Source organism: Adlercreutzia sp., assembly GCF_056795635.1.
In genome coordinates, this window is record NZ_JBQIIT010000001.1 from 86,155 (window position 1) to 110,506 (window position 24,352).

Sequence of the window (24,352 nt, forward strand, 5' to 3'; positions counted from 1 at the left end):
GAAGAACCTCTTTGAAAGGGAGTGCCTTATGGTTGAGAAGTCCGATGTAGCTGCCGTGCTTGAGCTGATCCGTCCGAGCCTCCAGGCCGACGGCGGCGACGTGTCGTTGGTGGACGTGTCCGAAGACGGCGTGGTCACGGTGGAGCTCCAGGGTGCCTGCAAGGGCTGTCCCATGTCCCAGATGACCTTGGACAACGGAGTGGAGCGCATCCTGAAGGAGCGTGTCCCCGGTGTGACCAGCGTGGTGCCGGCCGCCTAAGGGCCTGGAACAATCCATGAGCTGAGCGGGCCCTTCGGGGCCCGCTTTCACGAGAAAGGGAAGGGAATGGAGGGCTGCTGGAGCCGTCGCGGTTGCGACGATGAGATGCAAGGGCGCTGCCCGCACAACGTGCCGGGCGAGCCGTGCCCGGCCGACTGCCACTATGCGGCGTGCCATCGGCCGACCCATGTGGTGTGCGACGACTTCGACGTGCTGCTGAACCCGAAGCGGGACTACGAGGCCGCCATCAAGCAGGTCTGCCGTTTCTGCGAGCACTTCCTCGTCCATGGCCCGGAGGTGGATCCCGAAGCGCCGAGCGGCCGCGACAAGTTCAGCGGCCGCAACCGCTTCATCCTCTAGGCGCCCTCTCCGATGCCTCGAATCCGGAGAGGAGTCGGATAGCCGCTCTCGTTGGCGGCCCGTCGGTGGCGGCCTCTGCTACAATGGGGATCTGAAGCGAACTCCAAAAACGGAAAGGCGGTGGCGCTCCATGGGAGCTGCGGTGACGTGCCCGGCGTGCGGGGCGGACGATCTGGATGTGCGCGCCTACGATTCCATGATGGTGCTGCGCCCGAACCTGGCGCTGTTCTCCCTGGCGTGCCCCCATTGCGCGGCGACCGTCTCGGCCATCCAGCCCATTCCTCCCTCCCTGCGCGAGGAGGTTCAGTTCGCCGCTATCGAGCTGGGTGCCGGCATGGGCGCCCATGAGGGGAACCTATGATGCTGAACGACATTTACCAGAACCTCGATCCCATCGCCCTGAGCCTGGGGCCTTTGGTGGTGCGCTGGTACGGCCTGGCCTATGTGGCCGGTTTCGCCCTGGCGGCCTTCATCATCTACCGCATCGCCCGTCGCTGGCGGCTCGGTCTGACTATGGACGATCTGCTCACGCTCATGATCTGCGCCATCATCGGCGTGGTGGTGGGCGGCCGGCTCGGCTACGTGCTCTTCTACGGCGACGGCTACTACCTCGCCCACCCGCTCGAGATCCTCGCCTTCAACCTGGGGGGCATGAGTTTCCACGGGGGGCTCGTGGGTCTGCTCGTCGGGGGCGCCGTGGCGGCACGCATGACCCGCGTGCCCTATCTGACCCTGGCCGATTTGGGGGCCATTGCCGCCCCGGTGGGGCTCTTCTTCGGCCGCTGCGCCAACTTCGTGAACGGTGAGCTGTGGGGCGCGCCCACCGACGGGCCTTGGGGCGTGGTGTTCGGCGGGGCCGCCGGCATGATGCCGCGCCACCCGAGCCAGCTCTATGAGGCGGTGCTCGAGGGCCTGGTTATCTTCTGCGTGCTGTTCGTCCTCTCGCGCCGGCTGCCCCCGCGCCCCCGCGGTACCTTCGTCGGTGTGTTCCTCGTGCTCTACGGCGTGTTCCGCTTCCTCATCGAATTCGTGCGCGAGCCCGATGTGCAGCTGGGATACTTGTGGGGCGGTTGGCTGACCATGGGCCAGGTGCTCTCGGCCCCCCTCGTGGTGGCCGGCATCGCCCTGCTGGTGTACGCGGCCACCCGCAAGCTGCCCCAGGAAGGGCCGCGGCGGCTCCCGGCTCCCGAGATGGGGGAGGGCCCCGCAACGGCCTCCTAGGCCGGGCGCCCTATCGGCGGCGGCAGGGGAGGGCGGTTCGGCTCGCTAGGCCGGATGCACGTTGTCGGGCCGCGGCCGAGCGCGTGGCGGCTGCCTGTCGTCTGGCTTCGATAACGACGCGGTGTCGATTGTGCGCTCTTTTGGGAGCGCCGTTCTGCTTCCCCTACAATAGGGGGCGGCCGAAACCCCGCTCTCGCGCGGGCGGCCGCATCAAGGAAATCGTCTCAAGAGATATGAGGTGCAACATGGATGTGAAGTTCTTCAAGTGCATGCACTGCGGCAACATCGCCGTGAAGGTGTTCGACGCCGGCGTGCCGCTGGTGTGCTGCGGCGAGAAGATGGTGGAGCTCGTGGCCGATTCCCAGGACGCCGCCCTGGAGAAGCACGTGCCCGCCGTCGAGGTTGAGGGCGACAAGGTGATCGTGAACGTGGGCTCGGTGGATCATCCCATGACCGAGGAGCACTGGATCCAGTTCATCTGCCTGGTGACCGACAAGGGCTATCAGATCAAGCCCCTGACCCCGGCCGATGCCCCCCACGCCGAGTTCACGGTGCCCGCCGGCGAGACCCCGGTGAAGGTGTACGAGCACTGCAACCTCCACGGCCTGTGGGTGACCGAGCTGTAGAACGCTCGGCCGTTCCCCGGCAATTCTTGAAAGACCCGTGTAGCGCGGGTCTTTTTTCTTGCATTGGGGCGAATCGGTGCTAATATAAACAGGCTTGTCTCGGGCTTGGTCGGAAACCAAGCCTTATTCGGAACTCTTGGTCGGAAACCAAGGGAAGATAGGAGAACCCATGAAGCAAGGAATTCATCCGGAGTACGTGGACTGCGTCGTGAAGTGCAGCTGCGGCAACACCTTCACCACCCGCTCGACCAAGCCGGAGCTGAAGATCGACATCTGCAACGCCTGCCATCCGTTCTACACCGGCACCCAGAAGCTGATCGACACCGGTGGACGCGTGCAGCGCTTCGCCGACCGCTTCGGCGCCGCTAAGGACGTCGTTGCCGAGCGCGAGGCCGCCAAGAAGGCCGAGCGCGCCGCTCAGATCGCCGAGCGCGAGGCCGCCAAGAAGGCCGAGCGCGAGGCCAAGGCCGCCGCTAAGGCCGAGCGTGCCGCCGCTTTCGCCGCCAAGGCTGCTGAGGCTGCTGCTCGCGCCGAGGCCGAGGAAGAGGTCCAGAATATGGAGGACACCGCTGCCGAGGCCACCGCTGAGGAGGCCCCCGGCGTGGAGCTGACCGAGGCCGAGGTTGAGGCCGCCGAGTAGTTCCGCTGCCTCTCGCACCTTTGAGACCCGTCGCGCACCGCGGCGGGTTTTTTCTTTTGCAGTCCGGTAAATTCCCCCGAGGGCTCTTCTGACTGCGAACTATAATGGGACGGATCAAGAACGCGACGGTCGAACGGAGCAGAGACGTGGTGGTAACCCCCGAGCAAGATTTCGTGCTGAAGACTATCGAGAGCCGTGACGTGCATTTCGTGCGCTTCTGGTTTACCGACGTGCTGGGGAATATGAAGTCCTTCGCTGTAGTGCCCGGTGAGTTGGAAAGCGCCTTCGACGACGGCATGGGATTCGATGCCAGCTGCATCGAAGGTTTCTCGGAGAGGCGGGAATCCGATATGCTGGCCTTCCCCGATCCCTCCACCTTCCAGGTACTGCCCTGGCGCCCCTCTTCCAATGCTGTGGCTCGCATGATCTGCAACATTCGCACCCCCGAGGGCGAGCCCTACGAGGGCGATTCGCGCCAGGTGCTCAAGCGCATGGTGCGCAAGGCCTCCGAGGCCGGCTACTCGTTCATCGTGGGGCCGGAGCTGGAGTACTTCTACTTCAAGGACGCTGAGGGCACCGAGGTGCTCGACCACGGCAGCTATTTCGACCTTACTTCCCTTGATTCCGCCTCCGACCTGCGGCGCGACACGGTGCTCACTCTGGAGAAGATGGGTATTCCCGTGGAGTACTCCCATCATGAGAAGGGTCCTTCGCAGCACGAGATAGACCTGCGCTACGCCGACGCCCTGTCCATGGCCGACGCGGTGATGACCTACAAGCAGGTGGTGAAGGAAATCGCCATGAAGCACGGGGTGTACGCCTCGTTCATGCCCAAGCCCCTGGCCGGGGCGCCGGGCAGCGGTATGCACGTGCACCAGAGTCTGATGGATCGGGCCGGCAACAACGTCTTCTTCGACGAGAGCGACCCGTCCGGCTACAACTTGTCGGCCACGGCGAAGGCCTACATTGCCGGCCTCCTGAAGTACGCGCCGGAATTCACCCTGGTCACGAACCAGTATGTGAACTCCTACAAGCGCCTGCAACCGGGTGGGGAAGCTCCCACTTGCATCAGCTGGGGCGCCCGCAACCGCTCTACTCTCGTGCGTATCCCAGGGTACCGGCCGCGCAGCGAATCGGCCTGCCGCGTGGAGCTGCGCAGCCCCGATCCGGCGGCGAATCCCTACCTGGCCTTCGCGGTCATGCTGGCTGCCGGCCTGGCGGGCATCGAGGAGGGCCTGGAGCTCATGGCCCCTGCTGATGAGGCCGCGCCCCTCGGGTGCAGTCGTCGGGAGCATCGCGAGAGGGGTGTGGCGCCGTTGCCCGAGAGCCTGGGGGAGGCCGTGGAGCTGTTCGCCCAGAGCACGCTCATGCGCGAGACGCTGGGGGAGCACATTCACGATTACCTCGTGCGGGCCAAGCGAGCGGAATGGGATGCCTACCAGGCCGTGGTGACGCCTTGGGAGCTCGAGCGCAATCTGGCGGTGCTGTAGCATGCAGCGCAAGACCGTCATCTTCATTGCCGATAGCCTCGACAACGCCCATAAGTTCCAGCAGGTGCTCTCGAAGCTGGATGTGGACGTGGCGGCCGGTTCCTCGGCCCAGTTCAAGAAGCTGCTGGCTGCCCACCCTTCCCACGATCTGGTGATCTACGAGGCCCGCGGCGAGCGCCTTGCATCCCTGGCCTCGGCCGAGGCGACCCTGGCCGAGGAGGGTTCGGGGGCCATGCTCGTCATCGTGAACGAGGCCGATCTGGCCCAGTTCCGCTTGCCGGTGTCCTGTAAGGCCGACTTCGTAGTCCACGGAGCCGGTGCCGCCGAGTGCGCCACCCGCATCCGCCAGCTGCTGTGGCCTGGCAACGAGACCTCCTCGGCCGACTACATCGTCGTGGACAACATGACTGTGAATTTGGCCACCTACCAGGTGAAGGTGGGCGGCGAGCCGGTGGACCTCACCTACCTGGAGTACGCGCTGCTGGCCTTTCTCGTGACCCACCCGGGGCGCACCTATTCCCGCGACGCCCTGCTGCGCCGCGTGTGGGGCTTCGACTACTACGGCGGCAGCCGCACCGTGGACGTGCACGTGCGCCGCGTGCGCGCGAAGCTCGGCCCCGAGCTGGCCCAGCGCCTGGAAACAGTGCGTGGCGTCGGTTATTTGTGGAATGCGTAAGACGACGGACGTTGAGTAGAAAGGGGATGGCTGGGAGGTGAGCGCAGACCTCTGCGCGCCCTGCGGAGAACGCGATTCGTAAGAAACAGCTTCCACTTCAGCAGCAGCGAGTGGGGGATGGTACCGACCGATGTGCGCTTGTCTTCGCTGTTTCTGTTATCGCGTTCGCAGCAGGAAAAAGCGCGCAGCGGGCTGCGATCGCCTTCCAGCCAGCCCCGCCCCGAGGAGTTTCGAGCAAGTTCCCTCCATGAAGAAGGAGTTTCCATGTCGAAGAAGATCGCCGTCATTGATGGCAACTCGCTGATGCACCGCGCCTACCATGCCGTGCAGACGCCCATGACCGCCAAGGACGGCACTCCCACCAACGCCGTGTTCGGCTTCCTCTCCATGCTGTGCAAGTTCATCGAGATCGCCGAGCCCGATGCCGTAGTCTGTGCCTTCGACGCCGGCAAGCCGGTGCACCGCATTAAGGCCCTCGAACAGTACAAGGCCCAGCGGCCCCCCATGGATGACGACCTGCGCGTGCAATTCCCCGTCATGGAGGAACTGCTGGCGGCCATGGCCATTCCCGTGGTGAAGGTGCCCGGCTGGGAGGGCGACGATATTCTGGGCACCATCGCGGCCCGGGACGAGGCCCTCGGCTTCGAGACGCTGCTCGTGACCGGCGACAAGGACGCCTACCAGCTGGCCGGCGAACTCACCCGCATCGTCACCACGAAAAAGGGCATCACCGACATCACCGTGAACGGGCCGGCCGAGGTGGAGGAGCGCTACGGCGTGACTCCGGCCCAGTTCATCGATTACCTGGGGCTGATGGGGGATTCGTCCGACAATATCCCCGGCGTGCCCGGCATCGGCCCGAAGACGGCCACGAAGCTCTTGCAGGCCTACGGCTCCATGGAGGGCATCTACGAGCATATCGACGAGTTGAAGGGCAAGCAGAAGGAGAACCTGGAGAACAACCGCGACATGGCCTTCCTGTCTCGCGAGATCGCCACCATCGTGCGCGACCTGGACTTCCCCCTGGATCTGGAGAGCGCCGCCTTCCCGGCCTTCGACGCGGCTGATGTGGAGGAGGCCTTCGGGAAGTACCAGCTGGCGAGCCCCCTGGCCCGGGTGCTGTCCATGATCGACGCCGAGCCGCCCTCCCGCGAGATCGAGTTCACTCTGGCCCCTGTCTTAGAAGGGGCCGACGGCGCGGCCGAGATCGAGCGGGCCTGTGCGGCCGGCGAGGTCATCGGCGTGGCCTTCGTGGATCCCGAGCAGGTGTCGCTGTTCAACGACGGCGCCACGGCAGCCTTCGTCACGGGCTCGGCCCGGGTGATGGCCGAGGGGGAGCGGGCTCTCGACCTGTTCGCGTCCATCGTGCGCGAAGGAACCTTCTGCGCTCTGGACGTGAAGGCCGACGTGCACCGCGTGTATCCGGCCGATACCGCCGAAGCGGCCCGCGTGACCGACGAGGAAGTGCTCGCCATGGCCGGCTTCGACTTGGGGCTGGCCGGCTACGTGCTGAACTCCTCTACGAGTGCCTACACCTACGATTCCCTGATGGAGTCGGTGGCCGGGGCCACGTTGCCGGCGACTGAGACCGATGGAGAGCGCGCGGCCGTGCAGGCCACGGCGGCCCGCATGCTCCAGGGGCTTCTGGAGGAGGCCCTGAAGAAGGACGGCACCTGGGAGGCCTATGCCGACATCGACCTGCCGCTCGTGGGGGTGCTCACCTGCATGGAGCGGGTGGGAGCCGCCATCGACGTGCCGCGGCTGGAGGCCTTGGGCGCCGAGGCCCAGGTAGAGGTGGATGATCTCACGGCCCAGATCTACGAGCTGGCCGGCGAGACCTTCAACCTGAGCTCGCCCAAGCAGCTGGCCCGCATCCTCTTCGAGGTACTGGAGCTGCCGGCCAAGAAGAAGAACCAACGCGGCTATTCCACCGATGCCAAGGTGCTCACGGAGCTCTCGGCCATTCACCCGCTGCCCGATCTTGTGCTGCGCTATCGGGAGTTCTCGAAGATCAAGACCACCTACATCGACGCGCTGCCCCGCATGCGCGGCGGCGACGGGCGCGTGCACACGCAGTTCAACGAGACGGTGACCACCACGGGGCGCCTGTCCTCGTCGGATCCGAACCTTCAGAACATTCCCGTGCGCACCGACTTCGGCCGCCAGATTCGCAGCTGTTTTGTGCCCCTGCGGGAGGGGGAGCTGTTCCTATCGGCGGACTACTCCCAGATCGAGCTGCGTTTGCTCGCGCACTTGTCGGCCGACGAGCACCTGGTGGCCGCCTTCAACTCCGGGGCCGACCTGCATACCTCCACGGCGGCTCGCGTGTTCGGCGTGGCTCCCGAGGATGTGACGCCTGCTCTGCGCAGCCGTGCCAAGGCGGTGAATTTCGGCATCGTGTACGGGCAGCAGGCCTACGGTCTGGCTCAGTCGCTGGAGATTCCCATGGCTGAGGCGAAGGACATGATCGATCGCTACTTCGAGGTGTACCCCGGTGTGCGCACCTACCTGGACGAGACCGTGCGCGAGGCCAAGGAGAGCGGCTTTGCTACCACGATGTTCGGGCGCAAGCGCCATATTCCCGAGCTGCGTAGCTCCAACGGCCAGCAGCGCGGCTTCGGCGAGCGCACGGCCATGAACCACCCGATGCAGGGCACGGCTGCCGATATCATCAAGATGGCCATGAACGAAGTGCAGCGCCGTCTGCTTGCCGAGGGCTTCGCGGCCCAGCTCATGATCCAGGTTCACGACGAACTGGACTTCTCGGTGCCAATCGATGAGGTGGAGCGCCTCACGGCCATGGTGCGCGAGGTGATGGAGTCTGTGGCCGAGCTGCGCGTGCCTCTCCTCGTGGATGTCAGCTGGGGACCCACCTGGGCCGAGGCGCACTAGTAGGTTCCGCTTGCCCTGGTCATCCCGGTCGGGATCGCGGGGTATTCTGATTCGCTCAGACAGTCCTCGCTTTGTGCGACAGTCCACCGGACTGTCGCAGTCGCTGCGGAACTCGTTCGGTCAGAACACCCCGCGCTCCCTTTGTCGTCAACTGTGGTCGGGCGGGGCACCTCGCTGGCTTCCTTGGGCGAACTGGCGAGAAAAGTCTTCGCTGTGACCTCTGAGGGGTTATGGCGGGCTCTTACACCGTCTTCCAGAAGTCCTGGATGAGCTCTTGGCGGTTGGCGTGGCCGGTCTTCTGGAGGATGTTGTGCACGTGCACCTTCACCGTGGAGGGAGCCAGCGACATGGCCGAGGCGATGTTCTGGTTGTCCTGATCCCTCAGGATGTAGTCGAGCACCTCGCGTTCTCGGGCCGTTAGCGAGTGGCGCCGGGCGTAGACGAGCAAATCTTCGGCGGTCTGATGATAACGCTCGGTGTCGTCGATGACCGGGGCAGTGTGGGAGCGGATATCCAGCTGGCGCAACGCGAAGTGGCACGTCATGAGGGCGCAGACGAGCATGAGCAGGTTCTCGGCATAGTTGCGCTCGGCCGTAAGCGTGAACGGTCCCACGGTGATGGTCTCGGTGGACAGCACCAGGAAGAACATGACGTCCTCGAAGATCATGAGCACCCCGAGGAGGGCCAGGGCCACGCAGTGGGGGAGATAGCGGGCCAGACGCTGGCGCTCCACCTCATCGCGGGTGCGCAGGTAGTAGATGCCGCCATAAAGGAGGATCCAGAACATGAAGCAGGCGCGGCAATTGTAGAAGCAGAAGCGCAGCACCTTGTTCTCACCCGAGATGGCCAGAAGCAGGAAGGCTATGATGCAGAATACGATGATGGGCAGCGCGCGCACGCGGCGGTTGCGCTCGCCGATGTACTCGCAGACCATGAGCCAGAAAGAGCCGAGGAATCCCGCACCGGTGACAAGCGTGTAGATGGAGCGGAAGAACATGTACTCCGGAGAAAGCTCCGGCCCGAGGATTTGGGCCGCGTAATCGTCCTGCAAGATGGAGGCAACGTCCAGGAAGTAGAACAAAAAGGCCGCGCAGGCGTACAGCATGGTCTTGCGATGGGTCACTAAATATGATGAGAGACAGACGGCGGCCGTGAGAACGGAGACGAGAATCACGAGAAGCGTCTCGTAGAAGATGGCAAGTTCCATGGATCCCCTTCATCCTGGCCAGCCCGTCGGGCGATGAATTCTGCTGCCATTATATACCAATTCGCCAATGACCCCTGCTATGCCTGAAGCCTTCAGAAATTTTTGATCGAGTTAGGTAACGGGACGGTAACAGCGCACAATTAGATGAGTGAAGAGCATAGGTTAGGATTGATAAAACCCAATTATGACCTGCGGTTTATGGAGGTTGTAGGGAGATGTGTCTCCACATAGTCTCAACATACATACACACCTACACCTGGTTTAGACCTTTCGCAAAATGTGACTATCCCGCACATTGGAGCCATCAAACATCGCGGATATGCGATGGGCCGTGGAGGGAAACCACGGCAGCCGGCACATCGACAGGCGCCACGGGCGCCAGATCGGAGAGTCACATGCAAGGAGTAAACGTCAAGAGCGAGATCGGTAACCTCAAGAAGGTTATCCTCCATCGCCCGGGCAATGAGCTTCTGAACCTCACCCCGAACACCTTGGAGGAGCTGTTGTTCGACGACATCCCGTTCTTGGAGGTCGCCCAGGCCGAGCACGACGCGTTCGCTGACATCCTGCGCAACGAGGGCGTCGAGGTCGTGTACCTCGAGGATCTCATGGCCGAGGCCCTGGATACCGATCCGTCCCTGCGCGAGAAGTTCCTCGATCAGTGGATCTACGAGGCGGGCATCCGCACCGAGATGTACACCAACATCATCAAGGACTACATCAACTCCGAGTACGCGGGCACCAAGGACATGGTCATGAAGACCATGGCGGGCATCAACCTCCAGGAGCTGCCGCAGCAGCACACCAACCTGCTCGTGGACATGGTGTCCGACCGCACCAAGCTCGTGTGCGCCCCCATGCCCAACCTGTACTTCACCCGCGACCCGTTCAACATGATCGGCAACGGCGTGGGCATCAACCGCATGTACAGCACCACCCGTAACCGCGAGACCATCTACGGCTCCTACATCTTCAACTACCATCCGGACTTCAAGGACGTGCCGCAGTACTACAGCCGCGAGAACACCTTCCACATCGAGGGCGGCGACGTGCTGAACATCAACGAGCACGTGCTGGCCATCGGCATCTCCCAGCGCACCGAGCCCGATGCCATCGACCAGCTGGCCCACAACGTGTTCAGCGACGAGACGTCCACCATCGACACCATCCTCGCCTTTAACATCCCCGTGTCCCGCGCCTTCATGCACCTGGACACGGTGTTCACCCAGATCGATTACGACAAGTTCACCATCCACCCCGGCATCATGGGCCCGCTGACCGTGTTCGAGATCACCCCCGACGGCAACGGCGGCACGGTTATTCGCGAGCGCGATGAGGACCTGGAGAGCATCCTGACCGACTACGTTGGCCAGCCGGTGCAGCTGATCCCCTGCGGCGGCGGCGACCGCATCGCGGCCGAGCGCGAGCAGTGGAACGACGGAAGCAACACCCTGTGCGTGCGCCCCGGCACCGTGGTGGTGTACCAGCGCAACAACGTCACCAACGACGTGCTGTACAAGAACGGCATCAACTGCCTGGTCATGCCGTCGGCCGAGCTGTCCCGCGGCCGCGGCGGCCCGCGCTGCATGTCCATGCCGGCCTGGCGCGAGGCCCTGTAGGCTTTAAGAAGTGCCCTGCGAGGGCGGAGACGGCAAGCTCCGCCCTCCTTGCAATGTTCATCGGGCGCCCGAGTCGGGGGAGGGGTCGGGCGCCACTCCCATAAGGAGTTCATCTCATGGCAGAGACAAAGAAGAAGAAGCGCGCGAGCCTTTCTTCGTTTACCATTTTGCTGATTATCCTCGTCGTTCTGGCTGTCGTGACGGTTGTCATGGCCGCCATGGGCGTTGAGGGCATCGAGGGCGCGACGCTCTCCGGCGTGCTCACCGCGCCCGTGTTCGGCTTCCAGGACGCCATCGGCGTGTGCCTGTTCGTTATGATCCTCGGCGGCTTTTTGGGCATCATCACCGAGACCGGCGCCCTCGACGCCGGCATCGCCGCTCTCGTGCACAAGCTCAAGGGTCGCGAGCTCGTGCTCATCCCGATCCTCATGATCATCTTCTCCATCGGCGGCACCACCTACGGCATGTGCGAGGAGACGGTGCCCTTCTACCTGCTGCTGGCCGCCACCATGGTGGCCGCTGGCTTTGACAGCCTGACCGGCGCGGCCGTGGTGCTCTTGGGCGCTGGCTGCGGCGTGCTCGGCTCCACGGTGAACCCCTTCGCCGTGGGCGTGGCCGTGGACGCGCTGTCCGGTGTGGGCATCGCCGTGAACCAGGCCACCATCATCGGTTTGGGCGCCCTGCTGTGGATCGTGACCCTGGCCATCTCCATCGTGTTCGTGATGCGCTACGCCAAGAAGGTCATGGACGACAAGGGCTCCACCTTCCTGTCCCTGCAGGAGCAGCAGGCCATGATGGACGAGTGGGGCATGAAGGAGTCTGAGGAAGAGGCCGCCGACGGCCAGTCCTCCTCTCCGAAGATGACCGGCCGCCAGAAGGCCTCCCTCGTGGTGTTCGCCCTGACCTTCGTCGTCATGATCGTGTCCTTCATTCCCTGGACCGACCTGGGCTTCAACGGTTTCGAGGCCGGCCTGACCACCGAAGAGGTGACCACCACCATGAACGGCGAGGAGATCGCCGCGTTCATCGACGACGCCAACGACGGCGCCACCACGACCACCATCACCGAGCCGGTGGAGGCCACCTCCGTCTCCGAGGAGGAGGTCACCCCCGCTTGGTCCCAGTTCCTGACCAACGTGCCGCTCGGCGGTTGGTACTTCGATGAGGCCTCCACCTGGTTCCTGCTGATGGCGCTGGTCATCGGCATCATCGGCGGCGTGTCCGAGAGCCGCTTCGTGAAGGCCTTTATCAACGGCGCCGCCGACATGATGTCGGTCGTGCTCATCATCGCGTTGGCCCGTTCCATCACCGTGCTCATGGCCTCCACCGGCCTGGACATGTGGATCCTGAACAACGCGGCCAACGCACTGGCGGGCATGTCGGCCATCATCTTCGCACCGCTGTCCTTCCTGCTCTACGTGGTGCTGTCCTTCCTGATCCCGTCCTCCTCCGGCATGGCCACCGTGTCCATGCCCATCATGGGCGGTCTGGCCAGCCAGCTCAACTTCTCCGTTGAGACCATGGTCATGATCTACTCCGCCGGCAACGGCCTCGTGAACCTGTTCACGCCCACCTCCGGCGCCATCATGGGCGGTCTGGCCCTGGCCAAGATCGAGTACTCCACCTGGCTGAAGTTCGGCGCGAAGCTGTTCGTCGTGCTCGGCGTGGTGTGCATGGTCATCCTGACTGCGGCCATGATGATCCTGCCCGGCGGCGCTGCCTAAGAGCATCCGCCAACGCGATCGATAACAGCCTGCCGGCTGTCATCCTTCCGGGAGAGCGCCCCTTGTGCCGGGGCGCTCTCCTCGTTTTGGGCGGGGGCAATCACTGCGGTTGGGTTGCGGGGCCGTGTTACTTGACAGATTGCTTCCATAGTTCCCTTGATTCGCTATTTTGACCCAAATTGGGTACAATATGGGTACCATCGGAAGGAGCGTACCATGCCCGTTGTTCTTGAGAAAAAAGCCGAGATTAAAACCCGCACCTCCCATCAGGTGAAGACGGACGCTTCGGCGGTGTATGCCCATTGGGGGCTCAGCCTCAACGATGCGATCAACATGTTTCTCGTCAAATCGATCGAGGTAGGCGGTTTGCCCTTTGCCCTGAGGCCAGAGGTGCCTTCCTATGACGCAGTCGCCGCGATGGCCTATCGTGCGCCCCTCAACAGCGAGGGAATTGCCGTGCTTCCCGCTGATTGGGACGACGATGAGTGAGGTGAAACCCGAGCCGTGGGAGGTGTGGCACGCCCGGTTCAACTATGACGGGGGCACGGGATACAAGTACCGACCCGTCATCGTTGTCGATATGAGGGATGATGGCTCGCTTGTCATGATGGTCACGAGTGCCACCAATAAGCTCTCGCTCGCCCACGATTACCCTATTAGGAATTGGAAGGCGGCCGGACTGCGCCAGCCTTCCATTGCGCGAGCCGATCGCATCGCCGAGATTCCCGCAGGATACTTGGGCAGTGCGGGGCGCATCGGCGTGCTGTCGGAAGAGGACGTCGTGGCGATTACGGCGATAGTACGTTCGCTCGCCCGGGACGGCGAACAAGGGTAGGGAATGGCGCTGGCCTAGAAATCAATCAAGTCGCGGACCCTCACGCCGAGGCTGTCGGCGATGCGGCAGAGCAATTCGATGCCCACGCTGACTTTTCCGGTCTCGATCTGCCAGATATGCGTTTGGTTGCTGCCGACCATCAGCGCGAATTTGCGCTGGGAGAGCCCTTGGGCTTCCCGATGGAGGCGAATCGCCGCCCCAAGGCATTCTTTTCGATCAATGTCCGTCATGGGCCTATGGTATGTGGTAGACTTCCCTTATTGACTTGATAAAACAAGTCAATATAGCTAGGTGTGGGTTTGGAACGCTGCTGGAATGAGATATTTCCTTGGCGTCCCTTCTTCGGAGAGAGGAATTTCCTATGGATGGTCTGGGAAAGTTGAGGCGCATTCACCTTGCTCGTTATAGCAAGAGGCACGCAGGGGATGACGAAGGTTCCTTTGCCTCCATCGCTAAGCCTTATGAGCAATTTTATGAGGAGAAGGTGGCTTGGGTGGGAGCACCCTGCAAGACCATCTATCAGGCAGTGTTTGACAACAACAAGGATTTTCTTGAGGGAACGGCTCTGATCTACGGCGACGCGAGTGTGTCTTTTGGTGCGTTCTTCGCTCAGATTGATCGAATTGCTCGCTCGCTTTGCGTCTTGGGGGTGGGACGTGATGACGTTGTGTCGGCAGCCATGGTCAGCACTCCTGAGGCAGTTTGCTTGCTGTATGCCACGAGCAAGGTTGGTGCAACGTTTGCGTGCATGGATCCGAGAGATAGCATTAACGAGTTGAAGGCGAAGTTGGAGCAGGCGGCTCCAAAGTGTCTCTTTGTGTCAACGGGGTTCGAAAAGGTCGCCGAGGCTGCCTGCGGTGGTTTGGCTGAAGTCGTCGTCTCCCTGTCTCCAGATTATTCTCCCGATCGCTTCAACGCGGTAATTACCTATGATGACTTTTTGAGGAGTGGGGAAGATGCGGGAGAATGCGAGGTGGCATCTTGGAGAGCGGACCATGTTGCGGCCATCGTATATACGGGGGCCTCGACTGGTGCGGCGAAGGGGGTGAAGCTGAGCGACTTTAGCTTCAATGCCATGGCTGTGGCATGGGTGAATTCTGGATATGCATTTGCTCGCGGGAAACGGCTCCTGGACGTGCTGCCCCTTTTCATTGCCTATGGGGTTTGCAATGCGATTCACGTACCCCTTATGTGGGGTGAAACGATTGTACTCGTTAATCCATTCAGAATGGATTGCTTTGCCGACTTTCTTCTCGATTTCAAACCGCAGCATGTGTACGCCGGGCCGCCCCATATGCGCTTCCTGCGTCAGTCTAAGCGGGCCGAGGATGCTGACTTTTCGTTTCTTGAATTAGTCGCAAGTGGCGGAGCGGGTATGCCAGTCGTCGAGGATTTGGCCAACTATCAGTTCTTTGCACAGCATGGAGCTGAGGGTGTCTACGGCCAAGGATATGGCATGTCCGAAATTAACGCTGCGTTTTGTTACGGGAATGGCCGTAAGAACAGGGTTGGTTTTATCGGAGTTCCTCTTGCTGACAACGATGCGGTCATCGTTGATGAGGAATCTTTCTACGAGCTTCCCTTCGGACAGGAAGCTCAAGGATTGCTGATGGTGAGAACCCCCACGGTTATGCTGGGATATCATGGCGCTGCGGCGGCGAGGAACGAAGAGGTATTCGTTGTCGATGATGCCAATGAGATTTGGGTGTCAACAGGCGATGTCTGCACGATGGACTTGGAAGGACGAATTAAGATCATCGATCGTGCTGGCCGTGGGTTCAATATGTTCGGCATGAACATGTACCCCAGCGTGATCGAGGACGTGATTGGCACTCATCCTCTCGTTAGGGAAAGTGTCGTAGTCGGTCTGCCCCATGAGCGCATGGGGTCGGCCTCGGTGGCAAATATAGTGGTCGAAGCTGATCAGCTCAGTTGTGTCGATCGTCTCGCTGACGAACTGGATGCGCTTATCGCCAACGAGCTTCCAAGCTACACCAAAATATACGCATATCGATTTCGGGTTGAGATGCCCTACACCTCGCGTGGAAAACCGAATTATCAGTTGATTCAGTCGCAGGGGGTCGATGATCTTGGTGAAGAAGTACTAGTTGTGCGTGAAATTGCTGACATAGAAGCGGTGTTGGGCGTGCGCTAACCTTTTCAATATAAGCATCTTGCGGGAATGAGCCCTGAGGTCTCTGTTACTTATCGTTAATGATGGAGCGAATACAGGGCTCCTGGAGCTCGCTTGGTGCAGAAGACCGTGCCAGGATTTGGGGAAGCACATTGTGAGATATAGCAATGCATATTCGATCGAAGGAAACTATAGAGAGCGCGTATCAAAGTGGATTGCGGTGGCTTCCGTCGCTCTCTATTTTATTGTTAGCGAATATTTAGCGTCACCTATGGAGCAGGTGGCTTTGGGTCTCTGTGGGCAAAGCTCGTTCGCGAAGATACTGATCGAGGTGGCCTCAGGGGCTATAAGTGCCTTTTTCTTCTATTCCGTTCTCTGGCTATGGTTTGATCGCTATTTGTGGAAATGCAGGGTGTTCGCTCGATGGCATCATATAGCAAATCTAAATGGTGAATGGGTGGGGACGGGGGTGTCGTCATTTACGAAGGAAGATAGAAGTTGTGTTGAGTATAGTTGCCAGCTGAGGGTCTATCAAGCGTTTACGAAAATCGCCTGCGTTTTTAAAACAAGGAGCTCCTATTCAAACGGGATCGTTGTGGGCCTTTTATGCTCTGACGATCTTGCTACAGGCTGCCGTTTGAATATGGCGTACTCCAACAAAACCCAAAGTCAAAGTTCGACCCTCGTTAAGACTTGGCCAAGAAATCATATGGGTTTCTGCTCGTATCGCGTTACGGGCGATGAGATGGTCGGCGATTACTTCACCGACAGTGAGCCTCAAACTAAGGGTAGGATAATTCTGCATCGAAAAGCTATTTGATTTCAGACTTGCTTCTTGGGCTTTTCGTCTGGAATGAGGAATCTGAATGATCGCGCGACAAGGGAGATGTTATTTCAAGTAGAGGTAGCTACGCGGTTTCTTTGGTGATGAGAAAAATCCTCAAACAATCGAGGGGATTTGCGATGGGATCCGGCTTCTCGGCTAAGTGAGGAGCCGGAGCTCTTATGATTTTACGATCTGATGCGTTTTGGCCAAAGCCGTAGGCGATTTCGCTGCTTCATTGGGCGCGAAAACCTCGTTGAAGCGGCAACGGGAGCGGCATCTGCTATGATGTCCCGGTCTTTTCCCGCTCTGATCCGCTCGGTGCCTTCTTTTATATATAGAGCGTCGGTGAACGGCGGGAAAATGGGGGAGAAAATTGTTGACGAGGGGGCGGTGCGCTGGTAGGATACTACCTTGCGTTTAGTCACATTCAAGGAGATACATACATGTACGCAATCGTGAAAACGGGCGGCAAGCAGTACAAGGTCGCCCCCGGAGACAAGATCAACATCGAGAAGCTCGACGTCGAGCCCGGTGACAAGGTGGAGCTTGAGGCCATCTGCGTCGTCGACGGCGACAAGGTGGAGGCCGACCCCGCGAAGGCCGCCAAGACCAAGGTCGTTGCCACCGTGCTCGAGCAGTTCAAGGGCGACAAGCAGTTGGTCTTCAAGTTCAAGAAGCGCAAGAACTACAAGAAGCTGCGCGGTCATCGTCAGAACCTGACTCGCGTGAAGATCGAATCCGTCGGTACGGCCAAGGCCGAGTAAACGGGTTAGGAGGAACATCTCATGGCACACAAGAAAGGCTTGGGCTCTACCCGTAACGGTCGTGACTCCCACGCACAGCGACTCGGCGTGAAGAAGTTCGCCGGCGAGGTCGTGAAGACCGGCAACGTGATCGTTCGCCAGCGCGGCACCCATTTCCACCCCGGTGAGAACGTGGGCCGCGGCAAGGACGACACCCTGTTCGCCCTCTGCGACGGCACGCTGAAGTTCACTCGCGGCGTCAAGCGCAAGATCCACGTGATCCCCGCCGAGCAGACCGCCTAAACGCTTAAGTTTCAACGACTGCGTAACATCGAACGGTTAGCCAATGCCCTCTGAGAAATCAGGGGGCATTGTTGTATAGTTTGCACAGAGAACGGCGCCCCGCTTCGGGGCGTTGATTCGCGACGACCCAGTGGGAAGGTTCCTATGTTTATCGATAAGGTTCGCATTAACGTGAAGGGGGGCAACGGCGGGGCCGGCTGCATGTCGTTCCGCCGGGAGGCCCATGTGCCCAAGGGCGGCCCCGACGGCGGTGACGGCGGCCACGGCGGCAACGTGGTGGTCCAGGCCGACGCCGGCGTGTCCTCGCTCATCGAGTATCGCTTCAAGCACCACTTCAAGGCCGAGCGCGGCACCCACGGTAAGGGCAGCCGCATGCACGGTGCCACCGGCGAGGACCTCGTGCTGAAGGTGCCCGTGGGCACGGTGGTGCGCGAGTACTTCGAGGAGAGCGGGGAAGTGGGCGAGATGATCGCCGACCTGACCCACGACGGCGAGACCGTGGTAGTGGCCCGGGGCGGCATGGGCGGCCGCGGCAACATCCACTTCGTCACTTCCACCCGCCGCGCCCCGGCCTTCGCCGAGCTCGGCGAGCCTTCCGAGGAGCGCTGGATCGAGCTGGAGATGAAGCTCATGGCCGACGCGGCCCTGGTGGGCATGCCCTCGGCGGGCAAGAGCTCCCTCATCGCTAAGATGAGCGCCGCCCGCCCCAAGATCGCCGACTACCCGTTCACCACCCTCGTGCCGAACCTGGGCGTGGCCACCTCCGGCGATTTGTCCTTCGTCGTGGCCGACATTCCCGGGCTCATCGAGGGGGCCCACGAGGGCCGCGGCCTGGGCCATGAGTTTTTGCGCCATATCGAGCGCACGGCCCTCATCGTACAGATCGTGGACCTCACGGGCGACTGGGAGGGGCGCGACCCCTTGGACGACTACGAGGTCATCAAGAACGAGCTGGCCGAGTACGCCGCCGATCTGGCCGCCCGGCCCCGCATTGTCGTGGCGAACAAGATCGACGCCCCGGGCACCGAGGAGGTCTGCGATGCCCTGGCCGAGCGGGTGCGGGCCGATTCCATTGCCGCTGCCGGCGGCAACGAGTTCGCCCCGAGCCCCATCGACCCGAAGCTCTACCGCATCAGCGCGCTCACGGGGGCCGGTGTGGATTCCCTGAAGGCGGCCATCGCCACCAAGGTGCACGACCTGCGCGAGGCGGCCCGGGCGGCCGCGGCAGCCGATATCCAGTACGATCACGTATGGGAGCTGCGCCGCGAGGCCCGCGAGAAGCGCTTCGATATTCTGCCCGAGGGCGCCGGCGTCTGGCGCGTGCGCGGCGTGCAGGTGGAGCGCATGGTGGTGCAGACCGATTGGGAGAACGAGGAGGCCGTGGCCTTCTTCCAGCACCGTTTCAAGAAGCTGGGCGTGGACACGGCCCTGGAGAAGGCCGGGGCGCTGGACGGCGACGAGGTGCGCATCCTCGGCTACTCCTTCGCCTTCGAGTCGCCCCACGGCCACGGGGTGGATATGTACCAGGAGCTGGATCTGTAATGGGCGAGACGACGACCGCGGCACGGCGCCGCCTGGTGGTGAAGATCGGCTCGGCCACGCTGACCACGTCGGAGAGCTCCATCGACTACGGCTTCCTAGATGATCTGGCTGCCCAGCTGGATGTGGTGCGCCGCGCGGGCTGGGATGTGGTGGTGGTCACCTCGGCCGCCATCGCCTGCGGTCTGGAGGCCCTCGGCATCGCCAAGCGCCCCACGGACATGCCGAGCCTGCAGGCGGCCGCGTCGGTAGGGCAGAGCGCCCTGTCCACGGCCTACGCTGAGGCCTTCGGGAAGCGGGACATGCTCACGAGCGTGGTGCTGCTCACCCGCCGCGATACGGCCGACCGCACCGCCTATCTGCACGCCCGGGACACTCTGCGCCGCCTCATGGAGCTCGATGTGGTGCCCATTGTGAACGAGAACGACACGGTGAGCGTCGAGCAGATCCGCTTCGGCGACAACGACACCCTAGCCGCGCTCGTGGCCTGCCTCATCGACGCCGACCTCATGGTCATCCTGTCGGATATCGACGGGCTGTACACGGCCAATCCGCTCATCGATCCGGCGGCCGCGTTGATACCCCGGGTTGATCGGGTGGACCGGGAGATCCTGGCCGCGGCCGGGGGCGCGGTGTCGGGCGTGGGCTCCGGCGGCATGATCACGAAGATCAAGGCCGCCCGGGTGCTCATGGCCGCGGGCATTCCCATGGTCATCTGCCAGGGCCGCCGTCCCGACTGCGTGGTGGACGCGGCGGTCGGGGTGCCGGTGGGCACGCTGTTCACGGCTCCGGAGCGCCCCCACGAGATCACGCCGAAGAAGCTGTGGATTGCCCTGGGCGATGCCGTCCACGGCACGCTCGTGGTGGACGAGGGGGCCCGTGCGGCCCTCGTGGAGCGCGGCAAGTCGCTCTTGTCCGTGGGCATCCGCGAGGTGCGCGGGTCCTTCGACTACGATGACATCGTGGACGTGGCCGACGAGACGGGCCACGTGTTCGCCCGGGGCCGGGCGGCCGCGGGCAGCGATCTGGTGGCCCTGGCGGTGGGGAAGAGCCGCGAGGCGGTGGCGGCCAACGGCATCCTGTCGGTGCTGGCCGACCGCCCCGTCGTCCACCGCGACGAACTGGTGCTGTTCGAGTAGGCGGGTTTCGTCTACTCTGCGGGAGGAAGGGGTCGGCCGACGCGACGGCTCCGGCGGTGCCCGGTGGAGTTCCGCCGACAGTGCCGCTGACAGCGCCGGTTCCCGTGAGAAGGTGCAGGAAGCAGAGAAAGGTTCAACATGGATATACGAGACGACGTGGTTCTGCTTGCGAAGAGGGCCAAGGGGGCGAGCGCGAAGCTGGCAGTGACGACGACCGAGGAGCGCGACGACGCCCTGGCCGCCATGGCTGCGGCCTTGCGGGAGCACGCGGCCGAGATCGTGGAGGCCAACGGGGCCGATATGGACGCGGCCCGGGCGGCCGGCACGAGCGAGGCCCTGCTGGACCGACTCATGCTGGACGAGGCCCGGGTGGGCGCCATGGCCGATGCCCTCGACGAGCTGCGGGAGTTGCCCGACCCCCTCGGCGTGGTGTCCTTGGAATCCACCTTGTACAACGGCATCCGCCTGCGCCGGGTATCGGTGCCTCTCGGCGTGGTGGCCATGGTCTACGAGGCGCGGCCCAACGTGACCGCCGATGCCGCCGGCGTCTGCGTGAAGTCGGGCAACGCCTGCGTGCTGCGGGGCGGCAGCCTCGCGGCCCGCTCCAACGAGGCCATTGCCGACATTCTGGCGGCCGCCGCCGTGGGGGCCGGCCTGCCCGAGGGCTCCATCTGCGCCATCACCACCACCGACCGGGCCGCCACCGACGTGCTCATGGGGCTGCACGGCCTGGTGGACGTGCTCATCCCCCGCGGGGGCGCCGGGCTCATCCGCCACTGCGTCGAGCACGCGAAGGTGCCGGTCATCGAGACGGGCACGGGTAACTGCCACGTGTACGTGCACGCCTCGGCCGATCCCGCCATGGCCCGCGATATCATCATGAACGCGAAGTGCCGCCGCCTCGGCGTGTGCAACGCCGCCGAGACCCTGCTGGTGGACGCGGCCGTCGCCCCCTCGGTGCTGCCGCCGATTCTGGGCGAGCTGCTGGAGGCGGGCATCACGGTGCACGGCGACGAGACGGTGCTCGCCCTGGCCCGGGAGGCCGGCCTGCCCGTGGCCGACGGGGCCGACGAGGCATCGCCGGCCGTGGTGCCGGGGGGCGAGGCGGACTGGGAGACCGAGTATTTGGGGCCGCACCTGGCGGTGCGCGTGGTGGAGGGGCCCGATGAGGCCATCGCCCATGTGAACCGATACGGCACCAAGCACTCCGAGGCCATCGTGGCCACCGACGAGGCGGTCATCGACGCCTTCCTCGCCGCGGTGGACGCCGCCGCCGTGTACGCCAACGCCTCGACGGCCTTCACCGACGGGGGCCAGTTCGGCCTCGGGGCCGAGATCGGCATCTCCACCCAGAAGATCCACGCCCGCGGCCCCTTCGCCGCCGATGCGCTCACGTCCTACAAGTACGTGCTGCGCGGCGACGGCCAGGTGAGGGCTTAAGGCCGTGACCGGACGCGAACAGGACGGCCGGGGCTGCCGCGGCGCACAGGGTGCGGCCGGCGCTCCCGCGGCGGTCGGGGAAGGGCGCCCGGCGGTGGTCTGCCCCCGCTTCGACGGGGTGGGGTCAGACGGCGCCCCGGTGCGCCTGGGCATCATGGGGGGCACCTTCGACCCCATCCACCAGGGGCACCTGGCCTGCGCCGAGCAGGCGCGGGAGGCCTTCGGCCTGGCCGGCGTGGTGTTCATTCCCACGGGGCGCCCGGCCTTCAAGCGGGATCGGGCGGTGACCGACGGGGCGGTGCGCCTCGAGATGTGCCGCGCCGCCGTGGCGGGCAACCCCGCCTTCGCGGTGAGCTCCCTGGAGGTGGACCGGCCCGGCATCACCTACGCCGTGGACACGCTGCGCGCGCTGCGGGACCATTACCCGGCCAACGTCGAGCTGTTCTTCATCGCCGGGGCCGACGCCATCCTGTCCATCGCCCGCTGGCACGAGAGCGCCGAGGTGGCGCGCCTCGCCCGCTTCGCCGCCGCCACGCGCCCCGGCTTCGCGGTCACCGAGCCCTTCAAGGAGGAGCTCGCCTCCCGCGGGGCGTTTCAGGTGGACTACTTCGAGGTGACGGCCCTGGCCATCTCGTCGAGCTACCTGCGCGAGCGGGCCGCCCGGGGGCTCTCGCTGCGCTACCTGACCCCCGATCCCGTGCGCGAGATCATCGAGGCGCGCGGGCTCTATCGCTTGGAGGCCCCCGCTGCGGCTGTGGCGGGAGGCGGAAAGGAGGCGCCATGGACGCCGTGACCGTGACCGATCCCGCAGACCCCGCCTTCGTCGAGGCCCGCCGAGCCGAGCTGGCCGAGCGCGTGGGGCCGCGCCGCTACCAGCACAGCCTCGGGGTGGCCGACACCGCCCGGGCCCTGGCCCGCACCTACGGGGCCGACGAGGAGGCCGCCTACCTCGCGGGCCTGCTGCACGATTGGGACAAGGGCTACGACGACCCGGGCATTCTGGCCCGGGTGGACGAGCTGGGCCTCGATCTGTCCGAGGAGCTGCGGGGCATGCCCCGGGTGCTCCACGGGATGACGGCCGCGGCGGCCCTGGCCCGGGAATTCCCCGCCCTCGACCCGGCGGTGCTCCAGGCCATCGCCCGGCACACGGTGGGGGAGAAGGCCATGACCCCTCTGGACAAGGTGGTCTACATCGCCGACGCCCTGGAACCGGGGCGGGGCGGCAAGACCGTGGAGAAGCTGCGGGCCCGGGTGGGCGAGGCGACGCTGGACGAGCTGTTCCTGGACGTGTACGCCTACTGGGTGCGGCTCATTCTGGAGCGGCGCCACCCGCTGTACTCGCGCACGACCGAGATCTGGAACTCCTACATGCCGGCCCAGGAGGTGTTCCGGGCCGCGCCCGGGGCCGACCCCATGCCCTACGGGCGGCCGTAGAATCCGCGGAGGTTTTCCCGGAAGGGCGAGCGGCCCTTCCCTTGTGCTATGGTAAGTAGATTCGTTTTTTGATTCGTACTGAATGGGAGGACAGCATGACCGACGCTGTTGCCGAGCAGGCCGCATTCTCGCGGAAGTGCGCCATCATCGCGGCGCAGGCGGCCGATGAGAAGAAGGCCACCGACATCATGGTGCAGGAGGTGCGCGAGCTCATCGGCGTGACCGACTACTTCGTCATCGCCACGGCGGCCAACTCCCGCCAGGTGGACGCCATCATCGACGAGATCGAGGACAAGCTGCGGGAGGACGCGGGCATCAAGCCGACCCATCGGGAGGTGTCGCCGGACGGGAGCTGGTCGCTGCTGGACTACGGCAACATCGTGGTGCACGTGTTCATGCCCGAGACGCGCGAGTACTACCGCCTCGAGGCGCTGTGGAACGACGCGCCCACCATCGATTTGGCCACGGAGGCGGGGCTCGAGAACCTCGAGTACTCCGAGCGCATCGCCAAGCTGCTGGGCCGCAAGCCGGCCTAGGGGCATCTGCCGCATGGCGCATGCGGCGCAAGGAGCTGAACGGAAAGGACCCTGCGGGGTCCTTTTTCTTTGTGCGGGGTGGGAAGGGGGGACCGTAGGGCGGTTCGGTGAGGAAGAGGAGGAAGGAGAGGAAGAGGGAAGGAGGCGGAGAGAGGGGGGATGATTTGTCGTCCAGTCTTCCTTTCGGGAAGGGGAATTTGCGGCGCGTTCCCGCTGAGGGGAGGGTTGATTCGTCGCCCAGACCCGTCAAGGGAAGATGCGATTCGCCGCACAGCCCCCGCCGCGGGGAGGCCGATTCGCCGCTCAGCCCCGTTGCGAGAGGGGGAGGTTCGCCGCCCGGTCCCGTTGCGGGAGGGGGCGGTTCGTGGAGGAACCGTGGGGAGAGGGGCGAAATGTCGTGGTGGGGGACGGAAAAGTGGGGGCGCATTCCCACGGGAATCCTGGTGCCGTTCCCGCGCCGGGCCTGCGATAAACCTGGAGCGCCCCTGCAGCGGCCCTGTCGCACGCCTCGCGACGGGGCTGGATGACAACAGAGGGCTCATGGAAAGTGCCTGCATTTTGAGGACCGCTTCGTCGGTTCGGGGCTTCCCGCGATTGCCCGGGGCCGAGGAGGTTGTCCGGCGGCCGGGTGGGGCCGCCGTGACCGGAAGGATCGAAGGAGGGGTCGGAACAGGGCGAATCGGAAACCGACAGGGTGCCCGACAGTGAC

25 protein-coding genes are annotated in these 24,352 nt (G+C 63.6%); 23 read left to right on the forward strand and 2 right to left on the reverse strand.

From position 1 onward, the window contains the following. Nucleotides 1-28 precede the first annotated feature (28 nt). The 9 genes from ACTOXK_RS00395 to polA all read left to right on the forward strand — a co-directional run bounded on the left by ACTOXK_RS00395 (nt 29) and on the right by polA (nt 8,164). Nucleotides 29-259: a NifU family protein gene (locus ACTOXK_RS00395; protein WP_482277420.1), complete on the forward strand. Its 231-nt coding sequence runs from the start codon at nt 29-31 to the stop codon at nt 257-259. Nucleotides 260-325: 66 nt separating this feature from the next. Then, nucleotides 326-619: a hypothetical protein gene (locus ACTOXK_RS00400; RefSeq protein WP_482277419.1), complete on the forward strand. Its 294-nt coding sequence runs from the start codon at nt 326-328 to the stop codon at nt 617-619. A gap of 130 nt (nt 620-749) precedes the next feature. Further along, complete coding sequence (locus ACTOXK_RS00405; RefSeq protein WP_482277418.1) at nt 750-980, forward strand: UDP-N-acetylmuramoylalanyl-D-glutamate--2,6-diaminopimelate ligase; 231 nt, start codon at nt 750-752, stop codon at nt 978-980. Next, nucleotides 980-1,840 carry a prolipoprotein diacylglyceryl transferase gene (lgt, locus tag ACTOXK_RS00410; RefSeq protein ID WP_482279824.1) on the forward strand — a complete coding sequence of 287 codons (861 nt, stop codon included), beginning with the start codon at nt 980-982 and terminating at the stop codon, nt 1,838-1,840. Before ACTOXK_RS00405 ends, lgt begins: the two co-directional genes overlap by 1 nt. 245 nt (nt 1,841-2,085) lie before the next feature. Further along, nucleotides 2,086-2,466, forward strand: coding sequence for a desulfoferrodoxin family protein (locus ACTOXK_RS00415; RefSeq protein WP_482277417.1), 381 nt, complete (start codon nt 2,086-2,088; stop codon nt 2,464-2,466). A gap of 169 nt (nt 2,467-2,635) precedes the next feature. Beyond that, on the forward strand, nt 2,636-3,106 hold the full coding sequence (rpmE, locus tag ACTOXK_RS00420; RefSeq protein WP_482277416.1) for a 50S ribosomal protein L31: 471 nt from the start codon (nt 2,636-2,638) through the stop codon (nt 3,104-3,106). A gap of 146 nt (nt 3,107-3,252) precedes the next feature. Beyond that, nucleotides 3,253-4,596 (forward strand): glutamine synthetase family protein, encoded by a 1,344-nt coding sequence (locus ACTOXK_RS00425; protein ID WP_482277415.1) that lies wholly within the window; start codon nt 3,253-3,255, stop codon nt 4,594-4,596. Between the two features lies 1 nt (nt 4,597). After that, complete coding sequence (locus ACTOXK_RS00430) at nt 4,598-5,272, forward strand: winged helix family transcriptional regulator (RefSeq protein ID WP_482277414.1); 675 nt, start codon at nt 4,598-4,600, stop codon at nt 5,270-5,272. Nucleotides 5,273-5,536: 264 nt separating this feature from the next. Next, on the forward strand, nt 5,537-8,164 hold the full coding sequence (polA, locus tag ACTOXK_RS00435) for a DNA polymerase I (RefSeq protein WP_482277413.1): 2,628 nt from the start codon (nt 5,537-5,539) through the stop codon (nt 8,162-8,164). 241 nt (nt 8,165-8,405) lie between these two features. Here polA and ACTOXK_RS00440 read toward each other — a convergent pair whose 3' ends face one another. Continuing rightward, nucleotides 8,406-9,371: a helix-turn-helix transcriptional regulator gene (locus ACTOXK_RS00440; RefSeq protein ID WP_482277412.1), complete on the reverse strand. Its 966-nt coding sequence runs from the start codon at nt 9,369-9,371 to the stop codon at nt 8,406-8,408. Nucleotides 9,372-9,766: 395 nt separating this feature from the next. On the opposite strand from ACTOXK_RS00440, the gene arcA reads away from it, so the two are divergent. From arcA to ACTOXK_RS00460, 4 genes are all read left to right on the forward strand, one after another. Beyond that, nucleotides 9,767-10,990, forward strand: coding sequence for an arginine deiminase (gene arcA, locus ACTOXK_RS00445; protein WP_482277411.1), 1,224 nt, complete (start codon nt 9,767-9,769; stop codon nt 10,988-10,990). 116 nt (nt 10,991-11,106) lie between these two features. After that, nucleotides 11,107-12,714: a YfcC family protein gene (locus tag ACTOXK_RS00450; RefSeq protein ID WP_482277410.1), complete on the forward strand. Its 1,608-nt coding sequence runs from the start codon at nt 11,107-11,109 to the stop codon at nt 12,712-12,714. A gap of 216 nt (nt 12,715-12,930) precedes the next feature. After that, complete coding sequence (locus ACTOXK_RS00455; protein WP_482277409.1) at nt 12,931-13,203, forward strand: type II toxin-antitoxin system RelB/DinJ family antitoxin; 273 nt, start codon at nt 12,931-12,933, stop codon at nt 13,201-13,203. Beyond that, nucleotides 13,196-13,549: a type II toxin-antitoxin system PemK/MazF family toxin gene (locus ACTOXK_RS00460; RefSeq protein ID WP_482277408.1), complete on the forward strand. Its 354-nt coding sequence runs from the start codon at nt 13,196-13,198 to the stop codon at nt 13,547-13,549. The genes ACTOXK_RS00455 and ACTOXK_RS00460 overlap by 8 nt, the downstream gene beginning before the upstream one ends. Before the next feature lie 14 nt (nt 13,550-13,563). On the opposite strand, the gene ACTOXK_RS00465 is transcribed toward ACTOXK_RS00460, so the two are convergent. Then, on the reverse strand, nt 13,564-13,779 hold the full coding sequence (locus ACTOXK_RS00465) for a helix-turn-helix domain-containing protein (RefSeq protein ID WP_482277407.1): 216 nt from the start codon (nt 13,777-13,779) through the stop codon (nt 13,564-13,566). A gap of 131 nt (nt 13,780-13,910) precedes the next feature. On the opposite strand from ACTOXK_RS00465, the gene ACTOXK_RS00470 reads away from it, so the two are divergent. From ACTOXK_RS00470 to rsfS, 10 genes are all read left to right on the forward strand, one after another. Then, entirely contained in the window at nt 13,911-15,704 is a 1,794-nt protein-coding gene (locus ACTOXK_RS00470) for a class I adenylate-forming enzyme family protein (protein WP_482277406.1), read from the forward strand. Between the two features lie 250 nt (nt 15,705-15,954). After that, nucleotides 15,955-16,503: a Cap15 family cyclic dinucleotide receptor domain-containing protein gene (locus ACTOXK_RS00475; protein ID WP_482277492.1), complete on the forward strand. Its 549-nt coding sequence runs from the start codon at nt 15,955-15,957 to the stop codon at nt 16,501-16,503. A gap of 449 nt (nt 16,504-16,952) precedes the next feature. Continuing rightward, complete coding sequence (gene rplU, locus ACTOXK_RS00480) at nt 16,953-17,273, forward strand: 50S ribosomal protein L21 (protein WP_016309052.1); 321 nt, start codon at nt 16,953-16,955, stop codon at nt 17,271-17,273. A 21-nt stretch (nt 17,274-17,294) separates the two neighbouring features. Beyond that, complete coding sequence (gene rpmA, locus ACTOXK_RS00485) at nt 17,295-17,555, forward strand: 50S ribosomal protein L27 (protein WP_135970774.1); 261 nt, start codon at nt 17,295-17,297, stop codon at nt 17,553-17,555. A gap of 144 nt (nt 17,556-17,699) precedes the next feature. Further along, a complete protein-coding gene (obgE, locus tag ACTOXK_RS00490) occupies nt 17,700-19,097 on the forward strand; it encodes a GTPase ObgE (protein WP_482277405.1) in 1,398 nt (465 codons plus the stop codon). After that, nucleotides 19,097-20,233 (forward strand): glutamate 5-kinase, encoded by a 1,137-nt coding sequence (gene proB / locus ACTOXK_RS00495; protein ID WP_482277404.1) that lies wholly within the window; start codon nt 19,097-19,099, stop codon nt 20,231-20,233. The genes obgE and proB overlap by 1 nt, the downstream gene beginning before the upstream one ends. A 138-nt stretch (nt 20,234-20,371) precedes the next feature. Next, nucleotides 20,372-21,673, forward strand: coding sequence for a glutamate-5-semialdehyde dehydrogenase (locus ACTOXK_RS00500; protein ID WP_482277403.1), 1,302 nt, complete (start codon nt 20,372-20,374; stop codon nt 21,671-21,673). Between the two features lie 4 nt (nt 21,674-21,677). After that, a complete protein-coding gene (gene nadD / locus ACTOXK_RS00505) occupies nt 21,678-22,466 on the forward strand; it encodes a nicotinate-nucleotide adenylyltransferase (protein ID WP_482277402.1) in 789 nt (262 codons plus the stop codon). Beyond that, nucleotides 22,454-23,107, forward strand: a complete 654-nt coding sequence (gene yqeK / locus ACTOXK_RS00510) for a bis(5'-nucleosyl)-tetraphosphatase (symmetrical) YqeK (protein WP_482277401.1) — start codon at nt 22,454-22,456, stop codon at nt 23,105-23,107. The genes nadD and yqeK overlap by 13 nt, the downstream gene beginning before the upstream one ends. A gap of 95 nt (nt 23,108-23,202) precedes the next feature. Then, entirely contained in the window at nt 23,203-23,643 is a 441-nt protein-coding gene (gene rsfS / locus ACTOXK_RS00515) for a ribosome silencing factor (RefSeq protein WP_482277400.1), read from the forward strand. Nucleotides 23,644-24,352: the final 709 nt, after the last annotated feature.